Raw genomic sequence first — 22,316 nt, forward strand, 5'->3', positions numbered from 1 at the left:
CCCCCAAGGAGCCGCACATGCACCTCGATCACCACCACAGCGCCTCCACCGCCCTCAGCGCGGACGCCCACCGCCCCGACGGCACCCGCAGAGCGCTCCGCATCGGACTCGGCGGCCCCGTCGGATCCGGCAAGACCGCCACCGTCGCCGCGCTCTGCCGGGCGCTCAGGGACGAACTGGCCCTCGCCGTCGTCACCAACGACATCTACACGCGCGAGGACGCCGAGTTCCTGCTCCGCGAGGCGGTGCTGCCGCCCGAGCGGATCACCGCCGTGGAGACGGGCGCCTGCCCGCACACCGCGATCCGCGACGACATCTCCGCGAACCTGGAAGCGGTGGAGGACCTGGAGGACGCGGTCGGGCCGCTGGACCTGGTGCTCGTGGAGTCCGGTGGCGACAACCTCACCGCCACCTTCTCCAAGGGGCTCGTCGACGCGCAGATCTTCGTGATCGACGTCGCCGGGGGTGACGACATCCCGCGCAAGGGCGGGCCGGGCGTGACCACCGCCGACCTGCTCGTCGTCAACAAGACCGACCTCGCCCCCTACGTCGGCTCCGACCTCGCCCGGATGGCCGCCGACGCCAAGGCGCAGCGCGCCGAACTGCCCGTCGTCTTCCAGTCGTTGCGGAGCGAGTCCGGGGTCGCGGACGTCGCCGCGTGGGTGCGTGCGCAGCTCGCCGCGTGGGCCGCGTGAACGTGCGTACCGGGGCCGGGGTGCGGTCCCTCGCGCGGATCGTCGCCCGGGACGACGGGCGCGGCGGGACCTCGCTGCCCGTGCTGGAGAGCGACGGCCCCCTGGCGCTGCGGCGCACCCGGGCCACCGGCTCCGAGGCCCGGGTCATGCTGGTCGGCGCGATGAGCGGGCCGCTCGGCGGTGACCACTTCACCGTGGAGGGACGGGTGGAGGAGCGGGCGCGGCTGTCCGTCGGGTCGGCCGCCGCCACCATCGCGCTGCCCGGACAGGCGAAGGGCGAGGCACGCTACGACGTCCGGCTCGACGTCGCCGATCACGGCGAACTGCACTGGCTGCCGGAGCAGTTGATCTCCGCCCAGGGCAGCGACCTGTACGTCACCACCCGTGTCGAGCTCGCCTCCACCGCCCGGCTCGTGCTGCGCGAGGAGCAGGTACTCGGACGCGCCGGTGAGGAACCCGGGCGGCTCACGAGCCGTCTGAGCGTGCGGGTCGCCGGGCAAGCCGTACTCGACCAGGAACTGGCCTGCGGGCCCGGCGCGCCGGGCGGCTGGGACGGGCCCGCCGTCCTGGCGGGACAACGGGCCGTCGGGCAACTGATCTTCGTCCGCCCGGAGTTCGCCGCCGAGCCGGTGGCCGCGACGGTGCTGGGGGAGGGGGCCTCGGTCGTGCCGCTCGCCGGGCCCGCCGCGCTGGTGACCGCGGTGGCGCCGGACGCCCTCAGGCTGCGGCGCCTGCTCGACGAGGCATTCGCGTCGCTCCCGTAGGCCCCGGGGCCTCTGCGGGATCCGCGCAGAAGGCCCCTGCGTCCGTAGAGCAGCACGGTCTCTCCGTTTATCGGATTGGCAAAGAAGGGCGTCCGACTCTGTTGTCAGGGACCTCACAACAGGAAGGATCCCCCGTACTGATCTCAACGAGGTACGGGGAGGTCCCCCTTGAGGGGTTCGAGACCGAAGAAGCGGGTGGCGGCGCTCGGTTCGGCCGGCGCGCTCGTCACGGCCACGCTGATAGCCGGCGCCGTCGCGGCGCCCACCGCGAACGCGAGCGCGGGCAGCGGTTACGGCCAGGACCGCGAGGCGCGGGGCGCCGCGATCGCCGCCGCCCGGGCCGCGAAGGCCGGCATCGACTGGCAGGACTGCCCCGCCGACTGGAACCTGGCCAAGCCGATCCAGTGCGGGTACGTCACCGTGCCGCTCGACTACGCCAAGCCGCACGGCAAGCAGATCAAGCTCGCCGTCGACCGCATCGGCAACACCGGCACGAAGGTCGAGCGGCAGGGCGCGCTCGTCTACAACCCCGGCGGCCCCGGCGGCTCCGGGCTGCGCTTCCCGACCCGGGTCACCAACAAGAACGCCGTCTGGGCCAACGCGGCCAAGGCCTACGACTTCGTGGGCTTCGACCCGCGCGGCGTCGGCAAGTCGGCGCCCATCTCCTGCGTCGACCCGCAGGAGTTCGTCAAGGCGCCCAAGGCCGACCCGGTGCCCGACTCCGAGGCCGACAAGCTCGCCCAGCGCAAGCTGGCCCGCGAGTACGCCGAGGGCTGCCAGGAGCGCAGCGGCGCGATGCTGCCGCACATGACCACGCCGAACACCGCGCGCGACCTCGACGTCATCCGCGCCGCCCTCGGCGAGAAGAAGCTCAACTTCCTCGGCGTCTCCTACGGCACCTACCTGGGCGCCGTCTACGGCACGCTCTTCCCGGGCCACGTGCGCCGCATGGTCGTCGACAGCGTCGTCAACCCCTCCCGCGACAAGATCTGGTACCAGGCCAACCTGGACCAGGACGTCGCGTTCGAGGGCCGCTGGAAGGACTGGCAGGACTGGGTCGCGCAGAATGACGCGACGTACCACCTCGGCACCACCCGCGCCGCCGTCCAGGCGAAGTGGCTGGAGCTGCGCGCGACCGCGAAGAAGAACCCCATCGGCGGGGTCGTCGGCCCGGCCGAACTCATCTCCTTCTTCCAGAGCGCCCCGTACTACGACTCCGCCTGGGCGCCGACCGCCTCGGTCTTCAGCAAGTACGTCGCCGGCGACACCCAGGCGCTCGTCGACGCCGCCGCCCCCGACCTGTCCGACACGGCGGGCAACGCGTCCTCGGAGAACGGCAACGCCGTCTACACCGCCGTCGAGTGCGCCGACGCCAAGTGGCCCACCAGCTGGCGTACGTGGGACCGGGACAACACCCGGCTCCACCAGGAGCACCCCTTCATGACCTGGGCCAACGCCTGGATGAACCTGCCGTGCGCCACCTGGCCGGCCAAGCAGCAGACGCCGGTGAACGTCAAGACCGGCAAGGGCCTGCCCGGCGTGCTCATCGTCCAGTCCGAGCGGGACGCGGCCACCCCGTACGAGGGCGCCGTGGAGCTGCACAAGCGGTTCAAGGGCTCCCGACTGATCACGGAGAAGGACGCGGGCTCCCACGGCGTCACCGGCCTGGTCAACCCGTGCATCAACCCCCGCGTGGACAGCTACCTGCTCACCGGCAAGCTGGACGGCGCCGACGTGACCTGCGCGCCGCACGCCACGCCGAAGCCGTAGGCGTCGCCGATTCCGTTCGGTGGTGAGGGGCGGCCGGGACACCGGCCGCCCCTTCCTCATACCCCTCCCTCATGCCTGCCGGGCCGCGAACCAGGCGTCCTCCGCCGCGTAGTCGAAGAGGTACGGGTAGGCGCGGGCCAGGGTGGGAAAAGCCTCCCGCCAAGCCTGCCCGGGCAGCCGGCGGACGAGCCACTCGACCGTCTCGGGCAGGCTCTCCGGGTAGGACACGACCGGCCGGTACCCCAGCTCCCGCTCCGCGGCGGACATGTCGCACACCACCGGATGCTCCACCGACCAGGGCGTACCGCCCACGGACTCCCGCGGCGGCCCGTCCAGCAGGACGGTCTCGGTCTCCACCCCCATGGCGGCGTCCACGGCGGTTCCGATCTCCGACACGGCCGGCGGCAGCGGATCGCAGGCGTTGAGCACCCGAGAGCCGGGCCGGGCCGCGGCCAGCCGGATCAGTTCAGCGATGTTGCGCGCCGCCGACGTGTGGAAGAGGCTCTCGCCGCGGAAGGCGAGCACCCTCCATCGCCGGCCGTCGAGGTTGCGCTTGACGAAGTACAGCTCGCGGGGGAGCGGGCTGTACGGCCCGTGGATCGCGCCCGGGCGCAGCACGGTGGTGGGCAACCGGTCGCCCACCGCGCGCAGTTCACGCTCCAGGGCCACCTTGCGGGTGCTGTACGTGGCGTCCCCCGGCGGGAGCGTGACCTGGTCCTCCGGGATCGGTACGGGGTACTGCGGGAGCCCGTCCGGCTCGCCCATGGTGTCGAAGCCGAGGCCCTTGCCGTCCTCGTACACCGACACGGACGACACCACCACGGCCGCACCGATCCGGTCGGCCAGACGAGTCAACTGCCGTGCGTGCCGGGCTCCGTAGGCGATCAGGTCGACCACGAGGTCGCAGCCGTCACCGATCAGGGCGCCGAGCGCGGCGTCGTCGTCGCGGTCCAGACGTCGTGTCCGCACCTCGCCGGGCCAGCTCTCGTGCCGGCCACCGCCGCGCGAGGCGGCCGTCACCTCCCAGCCGTCCCGCGCCAGCGCCGCCACCGCCGGTTTCCCGATCTGCCCGCTCGCCCCGATCACCACAGCACGTCTCATGCCGCGACCGTAGATCGCCGGGGGCGACCGGGGAACCTGCCTCTGCCGACAGCAGAGCTCAACCGAGGGGCATGCGCCGGAACTTCCGCTCCTTGGCGGCGGCTGCCTCCTCGGCCTTCACCACCGCCGCGTACCGGTCGACGTACTCCTGCTCCGACAGGGAGAGGATGGCGTACATGATCTCGTCCGTGATGGCGCGCAGGATGGCCTTCTCGTTCTCCATGCCCTCGTAGCGGGAGAAGTCCAGGGGCTCGCCGAAGCGGATCGCGACCCGGCGGATGTGCGGGATGACCTTGCCGGGCGGCTGGGCCTCGAAAGTGCCGATCATCGCGCAGGGGATCACCGGGACGCCGGCCTTGAGTGCCATGACCGCCACGCCGACCTTGCCCTTGTAGAGGCGGCCGTCGTGCGAGCGCGTGCCCTCGGGGTAGATGCCGAGCAACTCGTCCTTGCCCAGCACGCCGAGGCCCTCGCGGATCGCGGCCTGGCCCGCGTCCTTGCCGGAGCGGTCGACCGGGATCTGCCCCGCGCTGCGGAAGAAGAACGCCGTCAGGCGGCCCTTGAGGCCCGGGCCCGTGAAGTACTCGGCCTTCGCGAGGAAGGTGATGCGCCGTTTGAGGATCGCGGGCATCAGGAAGTGGTCCGAGAACGACAGGTGGTTCCCGGCGACGATGGCGGCGCCCTCCGAGGGAACGTGCTCCAAGCCCTCAATTCGAGGCCGGAAGACGAGTCTCAGCAGCGGGCCCAGCAATACGTATTTCAGCAGGTAGTAGAACAAAGCGGGCGCTCCTCGACTCTCGCGGTGGACTCAACCGCCGCGTTCCAGCAGGTCAACCGGCATGTCGTGGGGTGCCAGTGTAGGTGCAGGCACGGCCACCGGGCACCTCGTGCGGACGGACCGCACAGATCCTTCGCCAATTGACTGATGGTCAGTCAGGCGTCGGCGTCCGGTGGTGCTCATGCGGCTGGGGAGGACCGCGGGACCAGCGTGCTGCGCCGCCCGAGTGACGGGCAAGCCGAACGGGTGACCTGGCGCGATAGCGGGGGTGCGTGGCGGGCCGGTGGCTCTTGCCGGGAGACGGCTGCTGTGGGCCCTGGCCCCCGCCGCTCCGGCGAGTAACCTGCCAGGCATGCGGATCTCTGTCTCCTCCGACATGGACGAACCCGTCGCCCGCTCCCTCGTGGCCGCCCTGCGCGAGCGGGGGCACGAGGTGAGCCCGCACGGCGCGCTGCGCCCCGACGACGACCCGCAGTGGGCGGTGTGCTCCGAGGCCGCGGCCCGCGAGGTCGCCGACGGCACGGCCGATCAGGCGGTGGTGTGCTGCTGGACCGGCACGGGCGCCTCGATCGCCGCGAACAAGGTGCCCGGCGTGCGGGCCGCCCTGTGCACGGACGCCTACACGGCCGACGGGGCACGCCGCTGGAACGACGCCAACGTGCTCGCGCTCAGCCTGAGGCTGACCTCGGAGCCGCTGCTGACGGAGATCCTCGACGCCTGGTTCGCCGGCGAGCCCAGCGCGGACACCGAGGACCGGCAGAACGTGGACCGCGTCCGGCTGCTCGACCACGGCAAGACCCGCCTGTAGTCACAGCCGCACGATGATCAGCGCGGTGTCGTCGGTCGCGCCGCCGGGCGGCAGCAACTCCAGCAGAACGGTGTCGGCGAGGCTCTCGGGGTCCTGGTCCCGATGCTCCCGCAGGGTGCCGGCGAGCCGCTCCAGACCCGTGTCGATGTCCTCGCGACGCCGTTCGATCAGACCGTCGGTGTACAGCACGAGCGTGGCGCCCGGCGTGAACGTCGTGACGGCCTGGGGTCTCGGGATCGGGTCCGGGCGGGCGTCCAGCGGCGTGTCCGTGGCCTGGTCGAGAAACTCCGTGCGCCCGTCCGCGTGGACGAGCACCGGCGGGGGATGGCCGGCGCTGCTGTACGTGATGACGTGGCGGTCGCAGTCGATGAAGGTCGTCACGGCGGTCGCCGACTCCGCCCCGTTGATCACGTGCGCGTAGCGCCCCAGCACGTCCAGGGCCTGGGCCGGCCCCGCGGCCACCCGGGAGGCCGCGCTGAGCGCACTGCGCAGCTGGCCCATCACACCTGCCGCCTCCAGCCCGTGTCCGACCACGTCGCCCACGGCCACGCCGATCCGGTCGCCGCCCACCAGGTCGACCAGGTCGTACCAGTCACCGCACACATTGAGCGCCCCGACGGCGGGCCGGTACCGGACGGCGGCCGGATGATTGCGGACCTGCCGGGGCGCGGGCAGCATCGCCTCCTGCAAGGCCAGTGCCACCTCCCGCTCCCGGGAGTGCGCCTGGCGCAGCCGCTCGTTGAGCTCCTGCAGCTCACGGGCGCGGGTGTACAGCTCGGCCTCCAGCACCCGGGCCCGGCTGTTCGGTTTCCCCGGAGAACCGCCCCGGGCCCGGATCAGCTCCGTGACCTCCTCCACGCGGTGCAGGATCAGCACGACCTTGCCGTCGGAGCCGAGCAGCGGCGCGTTCACCGGGCTCCAGTAGCGCTTCGACCACTCGCCCGGCCGCTCCGGGTCCTCGACGTCGTAGCGCTGCAGGGCCATGGTGTCGCGCTCCCCGGTGGCCAGGACGCGGTACAGCGAGGCCTCCAGGTTGCGCATGCCCGTGGCGGCCGGGTCGTTGGGGTTGTCCGGGAAGACGTCGAACAGGTACTTGCCGATGAGCTGCTCGCGCGAGCGGCCGGAGACGCGGACGAACTCCTCGTTGACGTCCGCGTAGATGAGTTCCGGTGTCAGGAGCGCCACCATGCCGGGCAGGGCCTTGAACACCGCACCGTAGTCGATCGCCGTCTCCGCCATGGCCGCCGCCTCACCGCTGCCGGGATCACACCAGTTTCGCATGGTATGAGAGAACCTACCGGCCTCACTCCGGGAGGTCCGTCAGGGCCTGCTCGGCCCAGATGATCTTCCCCTCGGGCACGAACCGGGTGCCCCACCGCTGCGTGAGCTGGGAGACCAGCAGCAGCCCGCGCCCGCCCTCGTCCGTCGTACGGGGATGGCGCAGATGGGGCGCGGTGGCGCCGCCGTCGAGGACCTCGCAGACCAGGGCACGCTCCCGGATCAGCCGGAGCCGGATGGACCCGGTGGCGTACCGGATGGCGTTGGTGACCAGCTCGCTCACCACCAGCTCCGTGGTGAAGGCCAGCTCCTCCAGGCCCCAGTGCGCCAGCTGCCGGGTGGCGATGCGGCGGGCGTCGGCCACCACGGCCGGGTCCGAGGGCAGCTCCCAGTCCGCGACCTGCCCGGTGCCGAGACGTTTCGTCCGCGCCATCAGCAGGGCCACGTCGTCGTGCGGGCGGGCCGGGACCAGCGCGTCGACCACGGACCGGCAGTACGACTCGAGCGGGCCCGACCGCTCCAGCGCCTGGCGCAGCCGCTCCCGGCCCGCGTCGACGGCCCAGGTCTCGCCCCGGGCCAGCAGGCCGTCGGTGTGCAGCGCGAGCGTGCTGCCCTCCGCCAGGGGCAGCTCGACCGCCTCGAACGGCGGTCCGCCCACGCCGAGGGGCGGCCCCTGCGGCAGGTCGACGAACACGACCGAGCGGTCGGGCATCACCACCGCCGGGGCCGGATGCCCCGCCGCGGCCATCGAGCACCCGCCGTCGACCGGGTCGTAGACGACGTACAAGCACCCGGAGCCCACGCTCTGCGTGCCCGCGGAGCCCATCGTCCCGGGCTCCGCCCCCTCCTCCCGAGCCGACCGCGCCACCAGGTCGTCGAGGTGCGCCAGCACCTCCTCCGGCGGCAGATCCAGAGCCGCCAGGGTCCGTACGGCGGTCCGCAGCTGTCCCATGGCCGCGGCGGCGTCGATGCCGTGCCCGGGCACCTCGCCCACGACCAGCGCGACACGCGCCCCGGACAGCGGGATGAGGTCGTACCAGTCGCCGCCGAGGCCGGTAAGCTCGTCGGCCGGCCGATAGCACGCGGCCACCTCGACGGCGTCCTGCTCGGGCAGCCGGTGGGGGAGCAGACTGCGCTGCAGAACGAGCGCGGCGTCCCGCTCACGGGTGTGGCGGCGGGCGTTGTCCACGCAGACGGCCGCGCGGGCGACGAGATCCTCCGCCAGCCGCAGATCCTCCTCGTCGAAGAACTCCCGGTCGTGGCGCCGGTAGAAGGTCGTGATGCCCAGGGTGGTGCCGCGCGAACGGATCGGCACGCTCATCACGCTGTGCAGCCCCAGCTCCCGGAACGTGGCCCGGCGGCCGCTCGGGGTGTCCGTGGTCCAGTCCCGGGTCAGCGGATCCAGCCGCTCCGCACGCCAGGACCGTCCCGTGGCCAGACAGCGGAAGGGCGGCGTCCCGGCCCGGAAGGCCACCACCTCGCCGATCTCGATGACGGCCTCCGCGAGGTCCTGCACGGACCGGTAGCCGGCGCGGCGCAGCTCCACCGGCTCCTCCGAGTCCGCGAGCGGGCCGGGGGCCGGCTCGGCGCCCCGCAGCACCGACTCCAGCAGGTCCACGGTGACGAAGTCGGCCAGCCCCGGCACGGCCACGTCCGCGAGCTCCTGCGCGGTGCACGTGAGATCCAGGCTGCGGCCGATGCTCTCGCCGGCCCGGTCGAGCAGCGCCAGCCGCTGCCGCGCACGGTGCCGGTCGGTCATGTCCACGACCGTGCAGTACACGCCGATCGGATGGCCCCGGTCGTCCTCGAGCCGGGTGAACGACAGCATGTGCGCCGTCTCGCGCAGCGGGGCCGAACGGACGTGGCCCACGTGCTCGTAGCCGACCACCGCCTCGCCGGTCTCCAGCACATGCCGCATCTGGGCCTCGACCGCCTGCCCGGCCATGCCCGGCTGGACGTCCGCGAAGCGCAGCCCGAGCCGGCGCGGCGCCGGACCGCCGCCGAACTGCTCCAGGGCGGCGTTCGACCACACGAAGCGCAGGTCCGTGTCCACGATGGCGATACCGACCGGGGCGCCCGCCACCATCTGCTCCAGGACCGCTCGGCTCATGTTCCAGCCGGGGGCGTCCGCCAGCTCCGACAGCAGCATCAGCCAGCGCGAGCAGCCGTTCACTTCCTCGGCCGAGGTGATCCGCGCCGCGACCTTCACGGGGTGCCCGTCCCGGCGGCGGACCGTCAGCAGTCCCGTCCAGCCGCCGTCCCTGCGGCAGCGCTCGACCAGGTCCGGCACGCGCTCGGCGTCCTCGGCGGCCAGCAGGTCGGCCAGCTTCCTGCCGACCGCCTCGGACGCCGGGTACGCCAGCAGGCGCCGGGCACCGCTGGTCCAGCCCGCCACCACGCCCTGTGGATCGAGCAACAGGGGCGCCGCGTCGGCCACGTCGAACCGCTGCCGGGCAACGCCGTACACCTCGTCTGCGCCCACGGCCGACCTCTCTGTCGCTGAGAGTGGTCTACCACCTCTTGCCCCAATCTTCACCCTTCTGGCACGGAGGGGCGGCTTGTGGAGGGCCGGTCGGGGCGAGGGGAAGTGGTTCAGGCACCGTTCCGTTTCCGAGGCAGAAGTCGAGGGGGAGACCCGGCGGGTCCAGGTGTCCTCCCTGGTCCGGGCCCCCGGAGGGGCACATCGAGCAGGGGCGGCCGGCCCGTGTCGAGCCCTCCGCCCCTGCCCCCGCACCCGGGCCCCTTACCCCAGCGCCTTCTCCAGCGCCGCGAGTGCCCCCGCCAGTTCCTCGGCCGTGATGGTGAGCGGTGGAGCCAGGCGGATCGTGGAGCCGTGGGTGTCCTTCGCCAGGACCCCCTCCCGCATGAGGCGCTCGCTGATCTCACGGCCGGTGCCGAGCGCGGGGTCGATGTCGACGCCCGCCCACAGGCCGCGCGAGCGGAACCCGACGACGCCCTTGCCGACCAGCCCCGTCAGACCGGCGCGCAGGATCACGCCCAGCTCGGCCGCCCGGCGCTGGAACTCGCCCGTCTCCAGCAGCTCCACCACCGCCGTACCGACCGCCGCCGCCAGCGGATTGCCGCCGAACGTGGAGCCGTGCTCCCCGGGATGCAGCACCCCGAGCACGTCCCGGCGCCCGACCACCGCCGACACCGGCACGATCCCGCCGCCCAGCGCCTTGCCCAGCAGCAGCACGTCCGGCACCACCGGCTCGTGCTCGACCGCCAGCGTGCGGCCCGTGCGGCCGAGCCCGGACTGGATCTCGTCCGCGATGAACAGGCAGCCCTTGCGGCGGGTCAGCTCCCGCACGCCGGCGAGGTAGCCGTCGTCGGGAATGATCACCCCGGCCTCGCCCTGGATGGGCTCGATCAGCACCGCCGCCGTCGTCTCGTCGACCGCCGCCTCCATCGCGGCCAGGTCGTTGTACGGCACCACCCGGAAACCCGGTGTGAAGGGCCCGAAGCCCGCCCGGGCCGTCTCGTCCGTGGAGAAGCTGACGATCGTCGTCGTACGCCCGTGGAAGTTGTCCGCCGCGACCACGATCGTCGCCCGGTCCGCCGGCACGCCCTTGACATCGTAGGCCCACTTGCGGGCCACCTTCACGCCGCTCTCCACCGCCTCCGCGCCGGTGTTCATGGGCAGCACCATGTCCATGCCCGTCAGCGCGGCCAGCCGCTCCGCGAACTCGGCGAGCCGGTCGTTGTGGAAGGCGCGCGAGGTGAGGGTCAACCGGTCGAGCTGACGATGGGCCGCCTCGATCAGCGCCGGGTGCCGGTGGCCGAAGTTGAGGGCCGAGTATCCGGCGAGCATGTCGAGGTAGCGCCGCCCCTCCACGTCCTCCACCCAGGTGCCCTCGGCGCGGGCGACGACCACCGGCAGCGGGTGGTAGTTGTGCGCGAGGACCGGTTCCTCCGCGCGGATCAGCTCCTGCGAGCCACGGGTCTCCCGCGAGCCACGGTCCCCCTGCGAGTCCTCGGTGCGGACGGGTGCGGTCATGAGCGGATCTCCCGGATCTCCTGGGTGCAGCACTTGATGCCGCCACCGGCCTTCTGGAATTCGGACAGGTCGACGGGGACGGGGACGTAGCCACGGTCGGCCAGCTGCTCGGCGAGACCCGTCGCCCCCGGCGAGATGAACACATGGCGCCCGTCGGAGACGGAGTTGAGCCCGAACGCCATGGCGTCCTCGCGAGTGGCGAGCACCGCGTCCGGGTACAGCCGGGCCAGCACCTCACGGCTGCCCGGCGAGAACGCCTCGGGGTAGTAGGCGATGTTCTCCTCGTCGAGGACGAACAGCGCCGTGTCCAGGTGGTAGAAGTACGGATCCACCAGCGTCAGGCTGATCACCGGCGTCCCGAAGTGCTCCTGCACCTCGCTGTGGGCCTCCCGGGTCGTACGGAAGCCCGTCCCGGCCAGGATCCAGCGGCCGGCCGGGACCAGGTCGCCCTCGCCCTCGCACACCGACTCGGGGTGGTAGACCTCGTAGCCCTCCGCCTTGAACCACGCCTCGAACGGCACGGACTCGGGACGGCGCTCGGGCGCGTGGAAGAGCGAGCCGAAGACGCGGCCGTCCACGACGACCGCCGCGTTCGCGGCGAACACCATGTCGGGCAGGCCCGGGACGGGTTTCACACTGTCCACGGTATGGCCGTGGGCACGGTAGGTGTCGACCAGCGCCTGCCACTGGTCCAGGGCGCGCAGGACATCGACGGGTTCGTCGGGATGCATCCACGGGTTGATCGCGTACTGCACGGCGAAGTGTCTGGGTTCGCAGACGAGGTAGCGCCGCCGGCGCGGCACACGGGATTCGGGCACAGAGGGGTCCCTCCGCTTCCTCACGGTGTGTGACAGGGGGTTGACACAACGGTAGGAACTGACGGGGGTGCCCGACAAGAAACAAAGATTGCGCGTTCACGCAGGAACGCTGCGTCTTGTCGTCGCTCAGCGCACGTCTGCTGCGCCGCCTGCGACGCTCTCGGGGGCCGGCTGACTCGCCCCGGCCTCCGGACTCTCCGGCAGCAGATGGGACAGCACCATCACGCTGATCGTCTTGCGGATGAACGGCTCCTGCCGGATCCGTTCCAGCACCTCCTCGAAGTGCTCCACGTCCCGTGCCCGCACGTGCAGCAGCGCGTCCGCGCCGCCGGTCACGGTCATCGCCGCCGCGATCTCCGGGTAGTCGCGCACGACCTCCGCCAGTCGCCGCGGCGGGGCCGCGCCCTCGCAGTACACCTCGACGTAGGCCTCCGTGCGCCAGCCCAGCGCCGACGGCTTCACCGTCGCCGAGAACCCGGTGATCACACCGGTCTCACGCAACCGGTCGACCCGCCGCTTGACCGCCGTGGCCGACAGCCCGATCGCCGTGCCGATCTCCGCGAACGACGTCCTGGCGTTCGCCATCAACGCTGTGATGATCTTCCGGTCGAGCTCGTCGAACGCCGTGGACCTGCTGCTCATGCGGGCACTGTATCCACCGGCACCCCCGCCCGCGCCCGGCCGGACGCGAGCACCGTACCCAGCGGATACGTCCACGTCCGGCACATGTCCAGACGTACGGATCACCCCTACACTCCGGGTCATGCTGCGCGCCCTGGCTGTCGACGACGAACGCCCCTCCCTGGAGGAACTGCTCTACCTCCTGCACGCCGACCCCCGCGTGGCCAGCGCGGAGGGCGCCGGCGACGCCACCGAGGCGCTGCGCCGCATGAACCGCGCCCTGGAGTCCGGTCCCGGCGGGCCCGAAGCCATCGACGTCGTCTTCCTCGACATCCAGATGCCCGGCCTCGACGGCCTCGACCTCGCCCGGCTGCTCACCGGCTTCGCCCGGCCGCCGCTCGTCGTGTTCGTCACCGCCCACGAGGACTTCGCCGTGCAGGCCTTCGACCTCAAGGCCGTCGACTACGTCCTCAAACCGGTCCGCAAGGAACGGCTCGCCGAGGCCGTCCGCCGGGCAGCGGAACTGCGCGGCGCCGCCCCGCGGATCCCCGTGCACGAACCCGACCCCGACCACATACCCGTCGAGCTCGGCGGCGTGACCCGCTTCGTCGCGGTCGAGGACATCACCCACGTCGAGGCGCGGGGCGACTACGCCCGCCTGCACACCCTCAAGGGCAGCCACCTGGTCCGCATCCCGCTGTCCACCCTGGAGGAGCGCTGGCGCACCCGCGGCTTCGTCCGCATCCACCGCCGCCACCTCGTCGCCCTGCGCCACATCGGTGAACTCCGCCTCGACGCGGGCACCGTCAGCGTCCTCGTCGGCTCCGAGGAGCTCCAGGTCAGCCGGCGCCACACCCGCGAACTGCGCGACCTGCTCATGAGGAGGCCGTGACCGTGCCCCCGGACCACACCGAACGCCGCGTCGTCGTCACCGGACCGCCCAGGCAGAGCGGCCGGGCCTCCTCCGGCTACTACCGCCCGCGCACCGAGATCGACGAGCAGACCACCCTCGGCCACACCTACGTCCGCTCTCTGATGCGCACCCAACTGCGCGCCGCCCTCACGGTGTTCGCCGTCCTCGGCCTGCTCGTCGGACCGCTCCCGCTGCTGTTCGCGGCGATGCCCGACACCCGCCGCCTGGAATGGGCCGTCCTCGGCTTCGGCCTCTACGCCCCCCTCGTCCTGCTCGCCCGCTGGTACGTCCGCCGGGCCGAGCGCAACGAACGCGACTTCATACGCCTCGTGGAAGACCGCTGAAGCCCCACCGATGAACTCCAGCTACGCCATCCCCGCCGTCGCCCTCGTCGTCGTCGCGACGGTCCTCGTCGGCGCCTTCGGGCTGCGCATCTCCCGCACCACCTCCGACTTCTACGTCGCCTCCCGCACCGTCGGCCCACGCCTCAACGCCGCCGCCATCAGCGGCGAGTACCTCTCCGCCGCCTCCTTCCTGGGCATAGCGGGACTCGTCCTGGTCCAGGGGCCCGACATGCTCTGGTACCCGGTCGGCTACACCGCCGGCTACCTGGTCCTGCTGCTCTTCGTCGCCGCCCCGCTGCGCCGCTCCGGCGCCTACACGCTCCCCGACTTCGCCGAGGCCCGCCTCGCCTCCCAGGCCGTGCGGCGGCTGGCCGGAGCCTTCGTCGTCGGGGTCGGCTGGCTGTACCTGCTGCCCCAGCTCCAGGGCGCCGGACTGACCCTGACCGTGCTGACCGGGGCGCCCGACTGGCTCGGCGGCGTGATCGTCGCCGTCGTCGTCACCGCCACCGTCGCCGCCGGCGGCATGCGCAGCATCACCTTCGTACAGGCCTTCCAGTACTGGCTGAAGCTCACCGCCCTGCTCGTCCCCGCCCTGTTCCTGGTCCTCACCTGGCAGAGCGACGGAGCACCCCGGCACGCCTTCGACGCACCGGCCACTTTCCGCGAACAGCGCGTCGTCCGCGTCGACGACAGCATCGACCTCACCCTCGAACGGCCCCTGAGCGTCGCGGTGACCGGCACCGTCGACGGCCGGACGCACACCGGCACCCGCCTCGAACTCCCCGCCGGCACCCACCGCATCGAACGCGGCACCCGCCTCACCTTCCCCGCGGGCGCCCCCGTCCCCCGGGCCGAGCGCAGCGGCGGCGGCGACCTCTCCCCGTCGCAGGCCGAGAGCCGCGAGGAACGCCCGCTGTATGCCACGTACGGGCTGATCCTCGCCACGTTCCTCGGCACCATGGGCCTGCCGCACGTCGTCGTCCGCTTCTACACCAGCCCGCACGGCGTCGCCGCCCGCCGCACCACCGTCGCGGTCCTCGGCCTGATCGGCGCCTTCTACCTCCTGCCACCCCTCTACGGCGCGCTCGGCCGCCTCTACGCCCCCGAACTCACCCTCACCGGAGACCCGGACGCCGCCGTCCTCCTGCTGCCCGACCGCATGATCGGGGGAGTGGGCGGCGACCTGCTGGGCGCACTGGTCGCGGGCGGCGCCTTCGCCGCGTTCCTGTCCACGGCCTCCGGCCTGACCATGGCGGTCGCGGGCGTCCTCACCCAGGACGTCCTGCCCTCCCGGGGCGTACGGCACTTCCGGCTCGGAACGGTCCTCGCCATGGCCGTGCCCCTCGCGGCGAGCGTCCTGGTCGGCGGACTGCCGGTCGCCGACGCCGTCGGGCTCGCCTTCGCCGTCTCGGCGTCCTCGTTCTGCCCGCTGCTCGTCCTGGGCATCTGGTGGCGGCGGCTGACCCCGCCCGGCGCCGCCGCCGGGATGCTGGTCGGCGGCGGCTCCGCCCTGCTCGCCGTCGCCGCGACCATGGCCGGCTACCCGGGCGAGGGCGCCGCCGGGCACGCCCTGCTCGCCTGGCCCGCGCTGTGGTCGGTGCCGCTGGGCTTCCTCACCATGATCCTGGTGTCCCTGGCCACCCCCGGCCGGGTCCCGCCCGGTACCGCGGCGGTCCTGGCCCGGTTCCACCTGCCCGAGGAACTGCGCACCGAGGTGACGGCATGAGCGGGTTCCTGGCCGGCCTGTGCGTCGCCGTGCTCCCGGTGCTCGCCCTCGGAGTCTGGCTCGGCCGCCGCACCGCCCGGGCCAACAGCCTCGCCGGCCTCGGCACCCCCGTCGAACACGCCACCTTCGAGACCCTGCACACGGCGTCCCTCGCCGCGCCCCCGCTGCGGTCCGGCCTGACGGAGGAGACCGCCCGCAAGTCCGCCCGCAAGCTGCGCTCCCTGCTCGGCACGGACGCCCTCTGCCTCACCGATCTGAGGCAGGTCCTGGTCTGGGACGGCGACGGCGCCCACCACCGCACCGAGATCATGGAACGCCTCGCGAGCTCCCTGGAGACCGGCCGCGGCGAGGCCTTCCGGCTCACCTGCGACAGCCTCGACTGCTCGGTGCGCTGGGCGGTCGTCGCCCCGCTCACCGTCGACGACCGGGTCCACGGCGCCCTCGTCGCCTGCGCGCCCCGTGAGTCCGCGGTGCTCGTCCGCGCCGCCGGCGAGGTGGCCCGCTGGGTCTCGGTCCAGCTGGAACTGGCCGACCTCGACCAGTCCCGCACCCGCCTCATCGAGGCCGAGATCAAGGCGCTGCGGGCCCAGATCTCCCCGCACTTCATCTTCAACTCGCTCGCGGTGATCGCCTCGTTCGTCCGCACCGACCCCGAGCGCGCCCGCGAGCTGCTCCTGGAATTCGCCGACTTCACCCGCTACTCGTTCCGCCGGCACGGCGACTTCACCACCCTCGCCGAGGAACTGCACGCGATCGACCACTACCTGGCGCTGGTACGGGCACGCTTCGGCGACCGCCTGTCCGTGACCCTCCAGATAGCGCCGGAGGTGCTGCCGGTGACCCTGCCGTTCCTGTGCCTGCAGCCGCTCGTCGAGAACGCCGTCAAACACGGCCTGGAGGGCAAGGCCGTGCCCTCCGGCAAGTGCCACATCCAGATCACCGCCCAGGACGCGGGCGCCGAGGCCCTCGTCGTCATCGAGGACGACGGTGCCGGCATGGACCCCGGCCTGCTCCGCCGCATCCTCGCCCGCGAGATCAGCCCCTCGGGCGGCATCGGCCTCTCCAACGTCGACGACCGGCTCCGCCAGGTCTACGGCGACGACCACGGGCTCGTCATCGAGACCGCCACGGGAGCCGGCATGAAGATCACCGTCCGGCTCCCGAAATACCAGCCGGGCGTGCACTCGGCGGGGCGTCTGACCAGGGAGTGAGCCGCCCCACCGGCCGGCAGGACGAGCCGTCAGGTGCTGCGCGTGGTGACCACCAGTCCCAGCGTGATCAGCCCCAGCACGACCCAGCCGAACCACAGCCAGCCGTTGCTGCCGAGCGCCACCGTGTAGGCCGTCACCACGACCAGCCCGCCCAGCGTGAGCGCTCCCATGGTCTTCGTAGCGTTGGAACCGTTCGTGGAACCGGGCATCGCAACACCCTCCTCATGGTTCGGTCCCTCCATGGTGCCCGGCGGACGCCCGGCGCGCACGGCCCGTACCTAAGAGGTCTTCAGCGCCCCTGCGCGTTCAGCGAGGCCAGATAGGCGTTGTACGCCTCCAGTTCCTTGTCCCCGTCGCGGTCGGCGGCCCGGTCCGTGCGCTTGGCCTGCCGCTGGTCCGAGGCGTACCACTGGAACAGCAGGGCGACCAGCACCAGCACGGAGGGGATCTCGCTGAACGCCCACGCGATGCCGCCCGCCGCGTTCTGATCGGACAGCGCCTCGATGCCGAGCGAGCCGGGCGGGTTCTTGAACGTCTCGACCATCGGCTCGGACGCCATCATCAGCGCGATCCCGAAGAACGCGTGGAACGGCATGCCCGCGAACAGCTCCAGCATGCGCATCAGATAGCCCGGGCGGTGCGGGCCCGGGTCGACGCCCATGATCGGCCAGAAGAACACCAGGCCGACGGCGAGGAAGTGCACCATCATCGCGATGTGGCCCGCCCTAGAGCCCATCAGGGTGTCGAAGAGGGGCGTGAAGTACAGCCCGTACAGGCTCGCGATGAACAGCGGGATCGTGAACGCCGGATGCGTGACGATGCGCATGTACCGACTGTGCAGGAACATCAGCAGCAACTCACGCGGCCCCTTGCGCCCCCGCCCCGCCGGCGGCAGTGCCCGCAGCGCCAGCGTGATGGGCGCGCCGAGCAGGATGAGGATGGGCGACACCATGCTGATGACCATGTGCTGCACCATGTGCACGCTGAACATGACCATGCCGTAGTCGTTGAGCCGGGTGCACATCATGAGCACGATGCTCAGCACGCCGATGGTGAAGGCGACCGTCCGTCCCACGGGCCACTTGTCCCCCCGCCGGACGAGCCGCACGACACCCCACCCGTACAGGGCGAGCCCGGCCAGGCAGGCGACGAGAAAGAACGAGTCCGTGGACCACTCCAGCCCTCGCCCCAGCGTGAACGGCGGCAGATCCATGGTCATGCCGTGCCCGCTGTGATCCATTCCGCCGGCTCCTGTTTCGTGGGGGTGTGCAGCAGTCTGTCCGCCCACAAGAGTAGAACCGCCCCCGGTCGCGGATACGACCGGGGGCGGTACGACGCCTCAGGGGCGCGGGACTGTGTTTGATATGCGGCTCCGCCGCGTGGGCGCGACAAGCCACAAACCACCCGCACCCGGCCGACTGCAGAAACCTCAGAGAACAGTCTCCGCCTCTTCGTACCGCTCATCCGGCACGGTCTTCAGTGTCTTGACGGCCTCGGCCAGCGGCACCATCACTATGTCGGTGCCCCGCAGCGCCGTCATCTGCCCGAACTCCCCGCGGTGCACGGCCTCCACCGCATGCCACCCGAACCGCGTGGCCAGCACCCGGTCGTAGGCGGTCGGCGTACCGCCCCGCTGCACGTGCCCGAGGATCACCGGCCGGGCTTCCTTCCCCAGCCGTCCCTCCAGCTCCACGGACAGCTGCCGGGCGATCCCGGCGAACCGCTCGTGCCCGTAGATGTCCTTGCCGCCCTCGTCGAACTCCATGGTCCCGGCGCGAGGCTTGGCCCCCTCCGCCGCCACCACGATCGCGAAGCGCTTGCCCGCCTCGAACCGCTCGCCGACCCGCCGGGTCAGCTCCTCTATGTCGAAGGGCCGCTCGGGCACCACGATGGCGTGCGCGCCGGCCGCCATGCCGGAGTGCAGCGCGATCCAGCCGGTGTGCCGGCCCATGACCTCGACGACCAGGACCCGCTGGTGGGACTCGGCGGTGGTCTTCAGCCGGTCCAGGGCCTCGGTCGCCACACCCACGGCCGTGTCGAAGCCGAACGTGACGTCCGTGACCGCGATGTCGTTGTCGATCGTCTTCGGCACGCCCACGACGGGCAGACCGCTGTCCGACATCAGCCGGGCGGCCTTGAGCGTGCCCTCGCCGCCGATGGGGATGATCGCGTCGAGGCCGAGCTCCTCGACATGGCCCTTGGCTCGCTCCACACCGTCCCGCAGATGGGAGGGCTGGACCCGGGAAGAGCCGAGGATCGTGCCGCCGCGGGCGAGGATGCCGCCCACCGCGTCGAGGTCGAGCTTGAGGTAGTCGCACTCCAGGAGGCCCTTCCAGCCGTCCCGGAAGCCGATGACCTCGTCGCCGTGGTCGACGACGGCACGGTGCACGACGGACCGGATGACGGCGTTCAGGCCGGGGCAGTCGCCGCCGGACGTGAGGACACCAATGCGCATAGCCCGAAATACCTTCTCAACGTGGGCCGGGGACCGGACCACGTTGTCCGGCTGGAATCCCCGCCACCCTAGCGGCATCGAGGGGCCGGACCGAAGCACGCGTCCGCCTGCTGGACGACCCCGCTCACCTGTGCGGATGGACCGACAGACGGGCTGTTGACCAGCAGGTTGACGCGTGCTCCCCGCACGCTGCTCGGACGCGCTCAGGCAGGCTGCTGAGCAGCCGCGATGCGCTCGTTGCGGAGGGCCTCGTACCACTGGTCGTCGGTCGGCGGCAGCGCGTTGACGTCGAGGGCCAGTTTCAGCAGCAGGTCCGCGATCAGCGGGTTGCGCGCGAGCACCGGCCCGTGCATGTACGTGCCGAAGACGGTGTCGTTGTACGCGCCCTCCGTGCCGTCACCCGTGCCGTTGCCGTTGCCGAAGCGCACCTGGGCGAGCGGGCGGGCGGTGGGGCCGAGGTGGGTGACGCCCTGGTGGTTCTCGAAGCCGGTCAGCGGGGGCAGGCCGAGGCGGGCGTCGATGTCGCCCAGCACGTCACCGACGCACCGCGCGCCCTCGCCGCGTGTCGACACCACGTCCAGCAGGCCGAGGCCGGGCTCGCGCTGGCCGAGGTCGTTGATGAACTCGTGGCCGAGGATCTGGTAGCCGGCGCACACGGAGAACACGATGGCGCCGTTCTCCACGGCCCGCTGCAGTCCGCCGTCCCGGCGCAGCCGCTCGGCGGCGAGTCGCTGCGGCCGGTCCTCGCCGCCGCCGATCAGGTAGATGTCGCCGGAGGTCGGGATCGGCTGGTCGCTGCGCACGTCCAGCCGGGCCACGTCCAGGCGGCGCTGCCGCGCCCGGCGCTCCACGACGAGGACATTGCCCTGGTCGCCGTAGGTGCTGAGCAGGTCGGGATAGATCCAGACGACCCGCAGTTGGTTGTCGCTCACAAAAGTCCCCTGACGTCTCGTGCTCAGTTGCCGACGCGGCGGCGCAGGTCCTGGAACGCCGTGTAGTTGGCGATGACCTCGATGCGCCCCGGCGGGCACGCCGCCACGGCCTGGTCGAGGTTCTCGTAGACCTGGAAGTGCTGGTCGGCGACCTCCAGGCGCACCGCCAGGTCCAGTCGCCGGTCGCCGACGACGCAGATCGGGTGGCCCGTCAGACGCGTGTAGTCCACGTCCCACAGCCAGGAGGTGTCGGTGCCGTCGGCGCCGCGCGCGTTCACCGAGAGGATGACCGGCGTGGGCGGCGGGTCGATCAGGGAGAACGTCTCCAGCCAGCCGGCCGGGTTCTTCGCAAGCAGCAGCCGCAGGTCACGGCCCTGGAACTGGACGACGTCGTAGCGCCCGGCCACCGCCTGCACCTGGTACATGCGCTCCAGCGCGACCTGCGGCGGGACCCCGAACACGGCGGCGACGGCGGCCGAGGAGGCGGCGTTGGCCTTGTTGGCGCGGCCGGGCAGCTGGAGGTGGATCGGCCAGGCCGAGCCGTGCGGGTCGAGGACGTGGTCGCCCGAGAGCGCCCAGCTCGGCGTGGGACGGCGGAAGCCGCACTCGCCGCAGAACCAGTCGTCGCCCGGGCGCTGCATGACGCCACCGCACGACGGGCAGGACCAGGCGTCGTCCTTCCACATCTGCCCGGCTGCGACCCAGATCACATTGGGGGAGGACGACGCCGCCCACACCACCAGCGGGTCGTCGCAGTTGGCCACGACCACGGCCTTGGAGCCCGCGAGCCCCTCCCGCCAGTTCTCGGCGAGCATGCGTGTCTCGGCGGCCCGGTCGAGCTGGTCGCGCGAGAGGTTGAGCAGGGCGATGCACTTCGGGGCGGTGTCCCGGGCGACGCCGGCGAGGTACTTCTCGTCGACCTCGATGACGCCGTAGCGGGCGTCGGAGCTGCCGGCGAGGGCCGAGGTGATGCCGGCCGGCATGTTGGCGCCGAGCGCGTTGGAGACGACGGGGCCCGCCGCGCGCAGTGCCTCGGCGATGAGCCGGGTGGTGGTGGTCTTGCCGTTCGTCGCGGAGACCAGGATCACGTCCAGGTTCTGAGCGAGCCGGGCGAGGAGGTCGGGGTCGAGTTTCAGCGCGACCCGGCCGCCGATCACCGAACCGCTGCCGCGCCCTGCGGCGCGCGATGCCGCCGCGACCGCCTTGCCCGCGGTCACGGCCAGCTTGGCCCGCGGCGAGAGCGGGTCCGAGTTGCCTGCCATCAGTTCTCGATCCTCCTTGCGTACGCGCCGCGCCTTGAAGCCTGACGGCCACGTGGTGTGGACCTCAGCCTATCGAGATCCATTCGCACTCCCGAACCGCGGCACTGTGGCGAACTCGTGTGGGAGACGCGGACCGACAGGACCTTACTCTTGCCGCCATGCGACAGAGCTCCATCCCCGGCGCCCACGGCCGCGTGAGACCCCTCACCCTGCACGGCGATCCGGTCCTGCACACCCCCTGCGCGGAGGTCACCGACTTCGGCCCCGAACTGGCCCGACTCGTCGAGGACTTGTTCGCGACCATGTACGCCGCCCAGGGCGTCGGCCTCGCCGCCAACCAGGTCGGCGAGGCCTTGCGGGTCTTCGTCTACGACTGCCCCGACGACGAGGACGTCCGCCACGTGGGCCACGTGATCAATCCCCGCTTGGCCGAAAAGGACGGCGTGGTGATCCGGGGCCCGGAGGGCTGCCTGTCCCTGCCGGGCCTGGAAGCGGGCACGGAACGCCACGACCACGCGGTGGTCGAGGGTTTCACGGTGACGGGAGAACCCGTCACCGTCCACGGCACGGGCTTCTTCGCCCGCTGCCTGCAGCACGAGTGCGACCACCTGGAGGGCCGGATCTACGCGGACCATCTCAAGGGCTGGCGCCACCGCAGACTGATGCGCCAGGTGGCCCGGGCCTCCTGGCGCTCGTGGGCGTGAGTTGCCTTCTTTCAGGGGCGCGGGGCTGTGCTCAATATGCGGCTCCGCCGCGTGGGCGCGAACAACCCCCACCGACGGTCAGCCGAAACTCGACGCTCAGAACCCCGGACCCCCCACCCGGTCCCCGGCCGCCGCAAGC

At 72.1% G+C, this 22,316-nt stretch carries 21 protein-coding genes; 9 read left to right on the plus strand and 12 right to left on the minus strand.

Annotated features, from left to right (window positions below):
• Positions 1–17: 17 nt before the first annotated feature.
• The 3 genes from ureG to K4G64_RS28965 all read left to right on the plus strand — a co-directional run bounded on the left by ureG (position 18) and on the right by K4G64_RS28965 (position 3,229).
• Positions 18–695: an urease accessory protein UreG gene (ureG, locus tag K4G64_RS28955; protein WP_221758934.1), complete on the plus strand. Its 678-nt coding sequence runs from the start codon at positions 18–20 to the stop codon at positions 693–695.
• Complete coding sequence (locus K4G64_RS28960) at positions 692–1,459, plus strand: urease accessory protein UreD (protein ID WP_221758918.1); 768 nt, start codon at positions 692–694, stop codon at positions 1,457–1,459. Before ureG ends, K4G64_RS28960 begins: the two co-directional genes overlap by 4 nt.
• A gap of 168 nt (positions 1,460–1,627) precedes the next feature.
• Complete coding sequence (locus K4G64_RS28965; RefSeq protein WP_221758919.1) at positions 1,628–3,229, plus strand: alpha/beta hydrolase; 1,602 nt, start codon at positions 1,628–1,630, stop codon at positions 3,227–3,229.
• Positions 3,230–3,298: 69 nt separating this feature from the next.
• On the opposite strand, the gene K4G64_RS28970 is transcribed toward K4G64_RS28965, so the two are convergent.
• Both K4G64_RS28970 and K4G64_RS28975 read right to left on the minus strand, forming a co-directional pair.
• Positions 3,299–4,330 carry an NAD(P)-dependent oxidoreductase gene (locus K4G64_RS28970; protein WP_221758920.1) on the minus strand — a complete coding sequence of 344 codons (1,032 nt, stop codon included), beginning with the start codon at positions 4,328–4,330 and terminating at the stop codon, positions 3,299–3,301.
• Between the two features lie 58 nt (positions 4,331–4,388).
• Positions 4,389–5,108, minus strand: a complete 720-nt coding sequence (locus tag K4G64_RS28975; RefSeq protein WP_221758921.1) for a 1-acyl-sn-glycerol-3-phosphate acyltransferase — start codon at positions 5,106–5,108, stop codon at positions 4,389–4,391.
• 352 nt (positions 5,109–5,460) lie between these two features.
• Between K4G64_RS28975 and K4G64_RS28980 the strand changes: the two genes are divergently transcribed.
• On the plus strand, positions 5,461–5,916 hold the full coding sequence (locus K4G64_RS28980) for an RpiB/LacA/LacB family sugar-phosphate isomerase (RefSeq protein WP_221758922.1): 456 nt from the start codon (positions 5,461–5,463) through the stop codon (positions 5,914–5,916).
• Here the strand turns inward: K4G64_RS28980 and K4G64_RS28985 are convergent, their stop codons facing one another.
• From K4G64_RS28985 to K4G64_RS29005, 5 genes are all read right to left on the minus strand, one after another.
• Positions 5,917–7,155 carry a PP2C family protein-serine/threonine phosphatase gene (locus K4G64_RS28985; protein ID WP_221758935.1) on the minus strand — a complete coding sequence of 413 codons (1,239 nt, stop codon included), beginning with the start codon at positions 7,153–7,155 and terminating at the stop codon, positions 5,917–5,919.
• Positions 7,156–7,219: 64 nt separating this feature from the next.
• Positions 7,220–9,676: a SpoIIE family protein phosphatase gene (locus tag K4G64_RS28990; protein ID WP_221758923.1), complete on the minus strand. Its 2,457-nt coding sequence runs from the start codon at positions 9,674–9,676 to the stop codon at positions 7,220–7,222.
• Positions 9,677–9,937: 261 nt separating this feature from the next.
• On the minus strand, positions 9,938–11,191 hold the full coding sequence (rocD, locus tag K4G64_RS28995; protein ID WP_260461117.1) for an ornithine--oxo-acid transaminase: 1,254 nt from the start codon (positions 11,189–11,191) through the stop codon (positions 9,938–9,940).
• On the minus strand, positions 11,188–12,009 hold the full coding sequence (gene ddaH / locus K4G64_RS29000) for a dimethylargininase (RefSeq protein WP_221758924.1): 822 nt from the start codon (positions 12,007–12,009) through the stop codon (positions 11,188–11,190). Before ddaH ends, rocD begins: the two co-directional genes overlap by 4 nt.
• A gap of 126 nt (positions 12,010–12,135) precedes the next feature.
• A complete protein-coding gene (locus K4G64_RS29005; protein WP_221758925.1) occupies positions 12,136–12,651 on the minus strand; it encodes an Lrp/AsnC family transcriptional regulator in 516 nt (171 codons plus the stop codon).
• 121 nt (positions 12,652–12,772) lie between these two features.
• Here K4G64_RS29005 and K4G64_RS29010 point away from each other — a divergent pair, with 121 nt between their 5' ends.
• Genes K4G64_RS29010 through K4G64_RS29025 form a run of 4 tightly spaced genes read left to right on the plus strand, consistent with a single transcriptional unit; the run spans position 12,773 to position 16,824 of the window.
• Complete coding sequence (locus tag K4G64_RS29010) at positions 12,773–13,522, plus strand: LytTR family DNA-binding domain-containing protein (protein WP_221758926.1); 750 nt, start codon at positions 12,773–12,775, stop codon at positions 13,520–13,522.
• A gap of 2 nt (positions 13,523–13,524) precedes the next feature.
• The gene (locus K4G64_RS29015) at positions 13,525–13,887 is read left to right on the plus strand and encodes a hypothetical protein (protein WP_221758937.1); all 363 of its coding nucleotides are present in this window, start codon (positions 13,525–13,527) and stop codon (positions 13,885–13,887) included.
• 10 nt (positions 13,888–13,897) lie between these two features.
• Positions 13,898–15,613, plus strand: a complete 1,716-nt coding sequence (locus tag K4G64_RS29020) for a cation acetate symporter (protein ID WP_221758927.1) — start codon at positions 13,898–13,900, stop codon at positions 15,611–15,613.
• Positions 15,610–16,824: a sensor histidine kinase gene (locus K4G64_RS29025; RefSeq protein WP_221758928.1), complete on the plus strand. Its 1,215-nt coding sequence runs from the start codon at positions 15,610–15,612 to the stop codon at positions 16,822–16,824. Before K4G64_RS29020 ends, K4G64_RS29025 begins: the two co-directional genes overlap by 4 nt.
• A gap of 29 nt (positions 16,825–16,853) precedes the next feature.
• Here the strand turns inward: K4G64_RS29025 and K4G64_RS29030 are convergent, their stop codons facing one another.
• The 5 genes from K4G64_RS29030 to K4G64_RS29050 form a co-directional block, all read right to left on the minus strand.
• The gene (locus tag K4G64_RS29030) at positions 16,854–17,033 is read right to left on the minus strand and encodes a hypothetical protein (protein WP_221758929.1); all 180 of its coding nucleotides are present in this window, start codon (positions 17,031–17,033) and stop codon (positions 16,854–16,856) included.
• A gap of 80 nt (positions 17,034–17,113) precedes the next feature.
• Entirely contained in the window at positions 17,114–18,064 is a 951-nt protein-coding gene (locus tag K4G64_RS29035; protein ID WP_221758930.1) for a cytochrome c oxidase assembly protein, read from the minus strand.
• Positions 18,065–18,253: 189 nt separating this feature from the next.
• A complete protein-coding gene (locus K4G64_RS29040) occupies positions 18,254–19,279 on the minus strand; it encodes a 6-phosphofructokinase (RefSeq protein WP_221758931.1) in 1,026 nt (341 codons plus the stop codon).
• Between the two features lie 203 nt (positions 19,280–19,482).
• Positions 19,483–20,211, minus strand: coding sequence for a type 1 glutamine amidotransferase (locus K4G64_RS29045; protein WP_221758932.1), 729 nt, complete (start codon positions 20,209–20,211; stop codon positions 19,483–19,485).
• Between the two features lie 23 nt (positions 20,212–20,234).
• The gene (locus K4G64_RS29050; protein ID WP_030835363.1) at positions 20,235–21,473 is read right to left on the minus strand and encodes a MurT ligase domain-containing protein; all 1,239 of its coding nucleotides are present in this window, start codon (positions 21,471–21,473) and stop codon (positions 20,235–20,237) included.
• A 158-nt stretch (positions 21,474–21,631) separates the two neighbouring features.
• On the opposite strand from K4G64_RS29050, the gene def reads away from it, so the two are divergent.
• Positions 21,632–22,177 (plus strand): peptide deformylase, encoded by a 546-nt coding sequence (def, locus tag K4G64_RS29055; RefSeq protein WP_221758933.1) that lies wholly within the window; start codon positions 21,632–21,634, stop codon positions 22,175–22,177.
• The last annotated feature ends 139 nt before the right edge of the window (positions 22,178–22,316 follow it).

The organism is Streptomyces sp. WAC04114, from assembly GCF_019733245.1.
GTDB classification, from domain to species: domain Bacteria; phylum Actinomycetota; class Actinomycetes; order Streptomycetales; family Streptomycetaceae; genus Streptomyces; species Streptomyces massasporeus_A.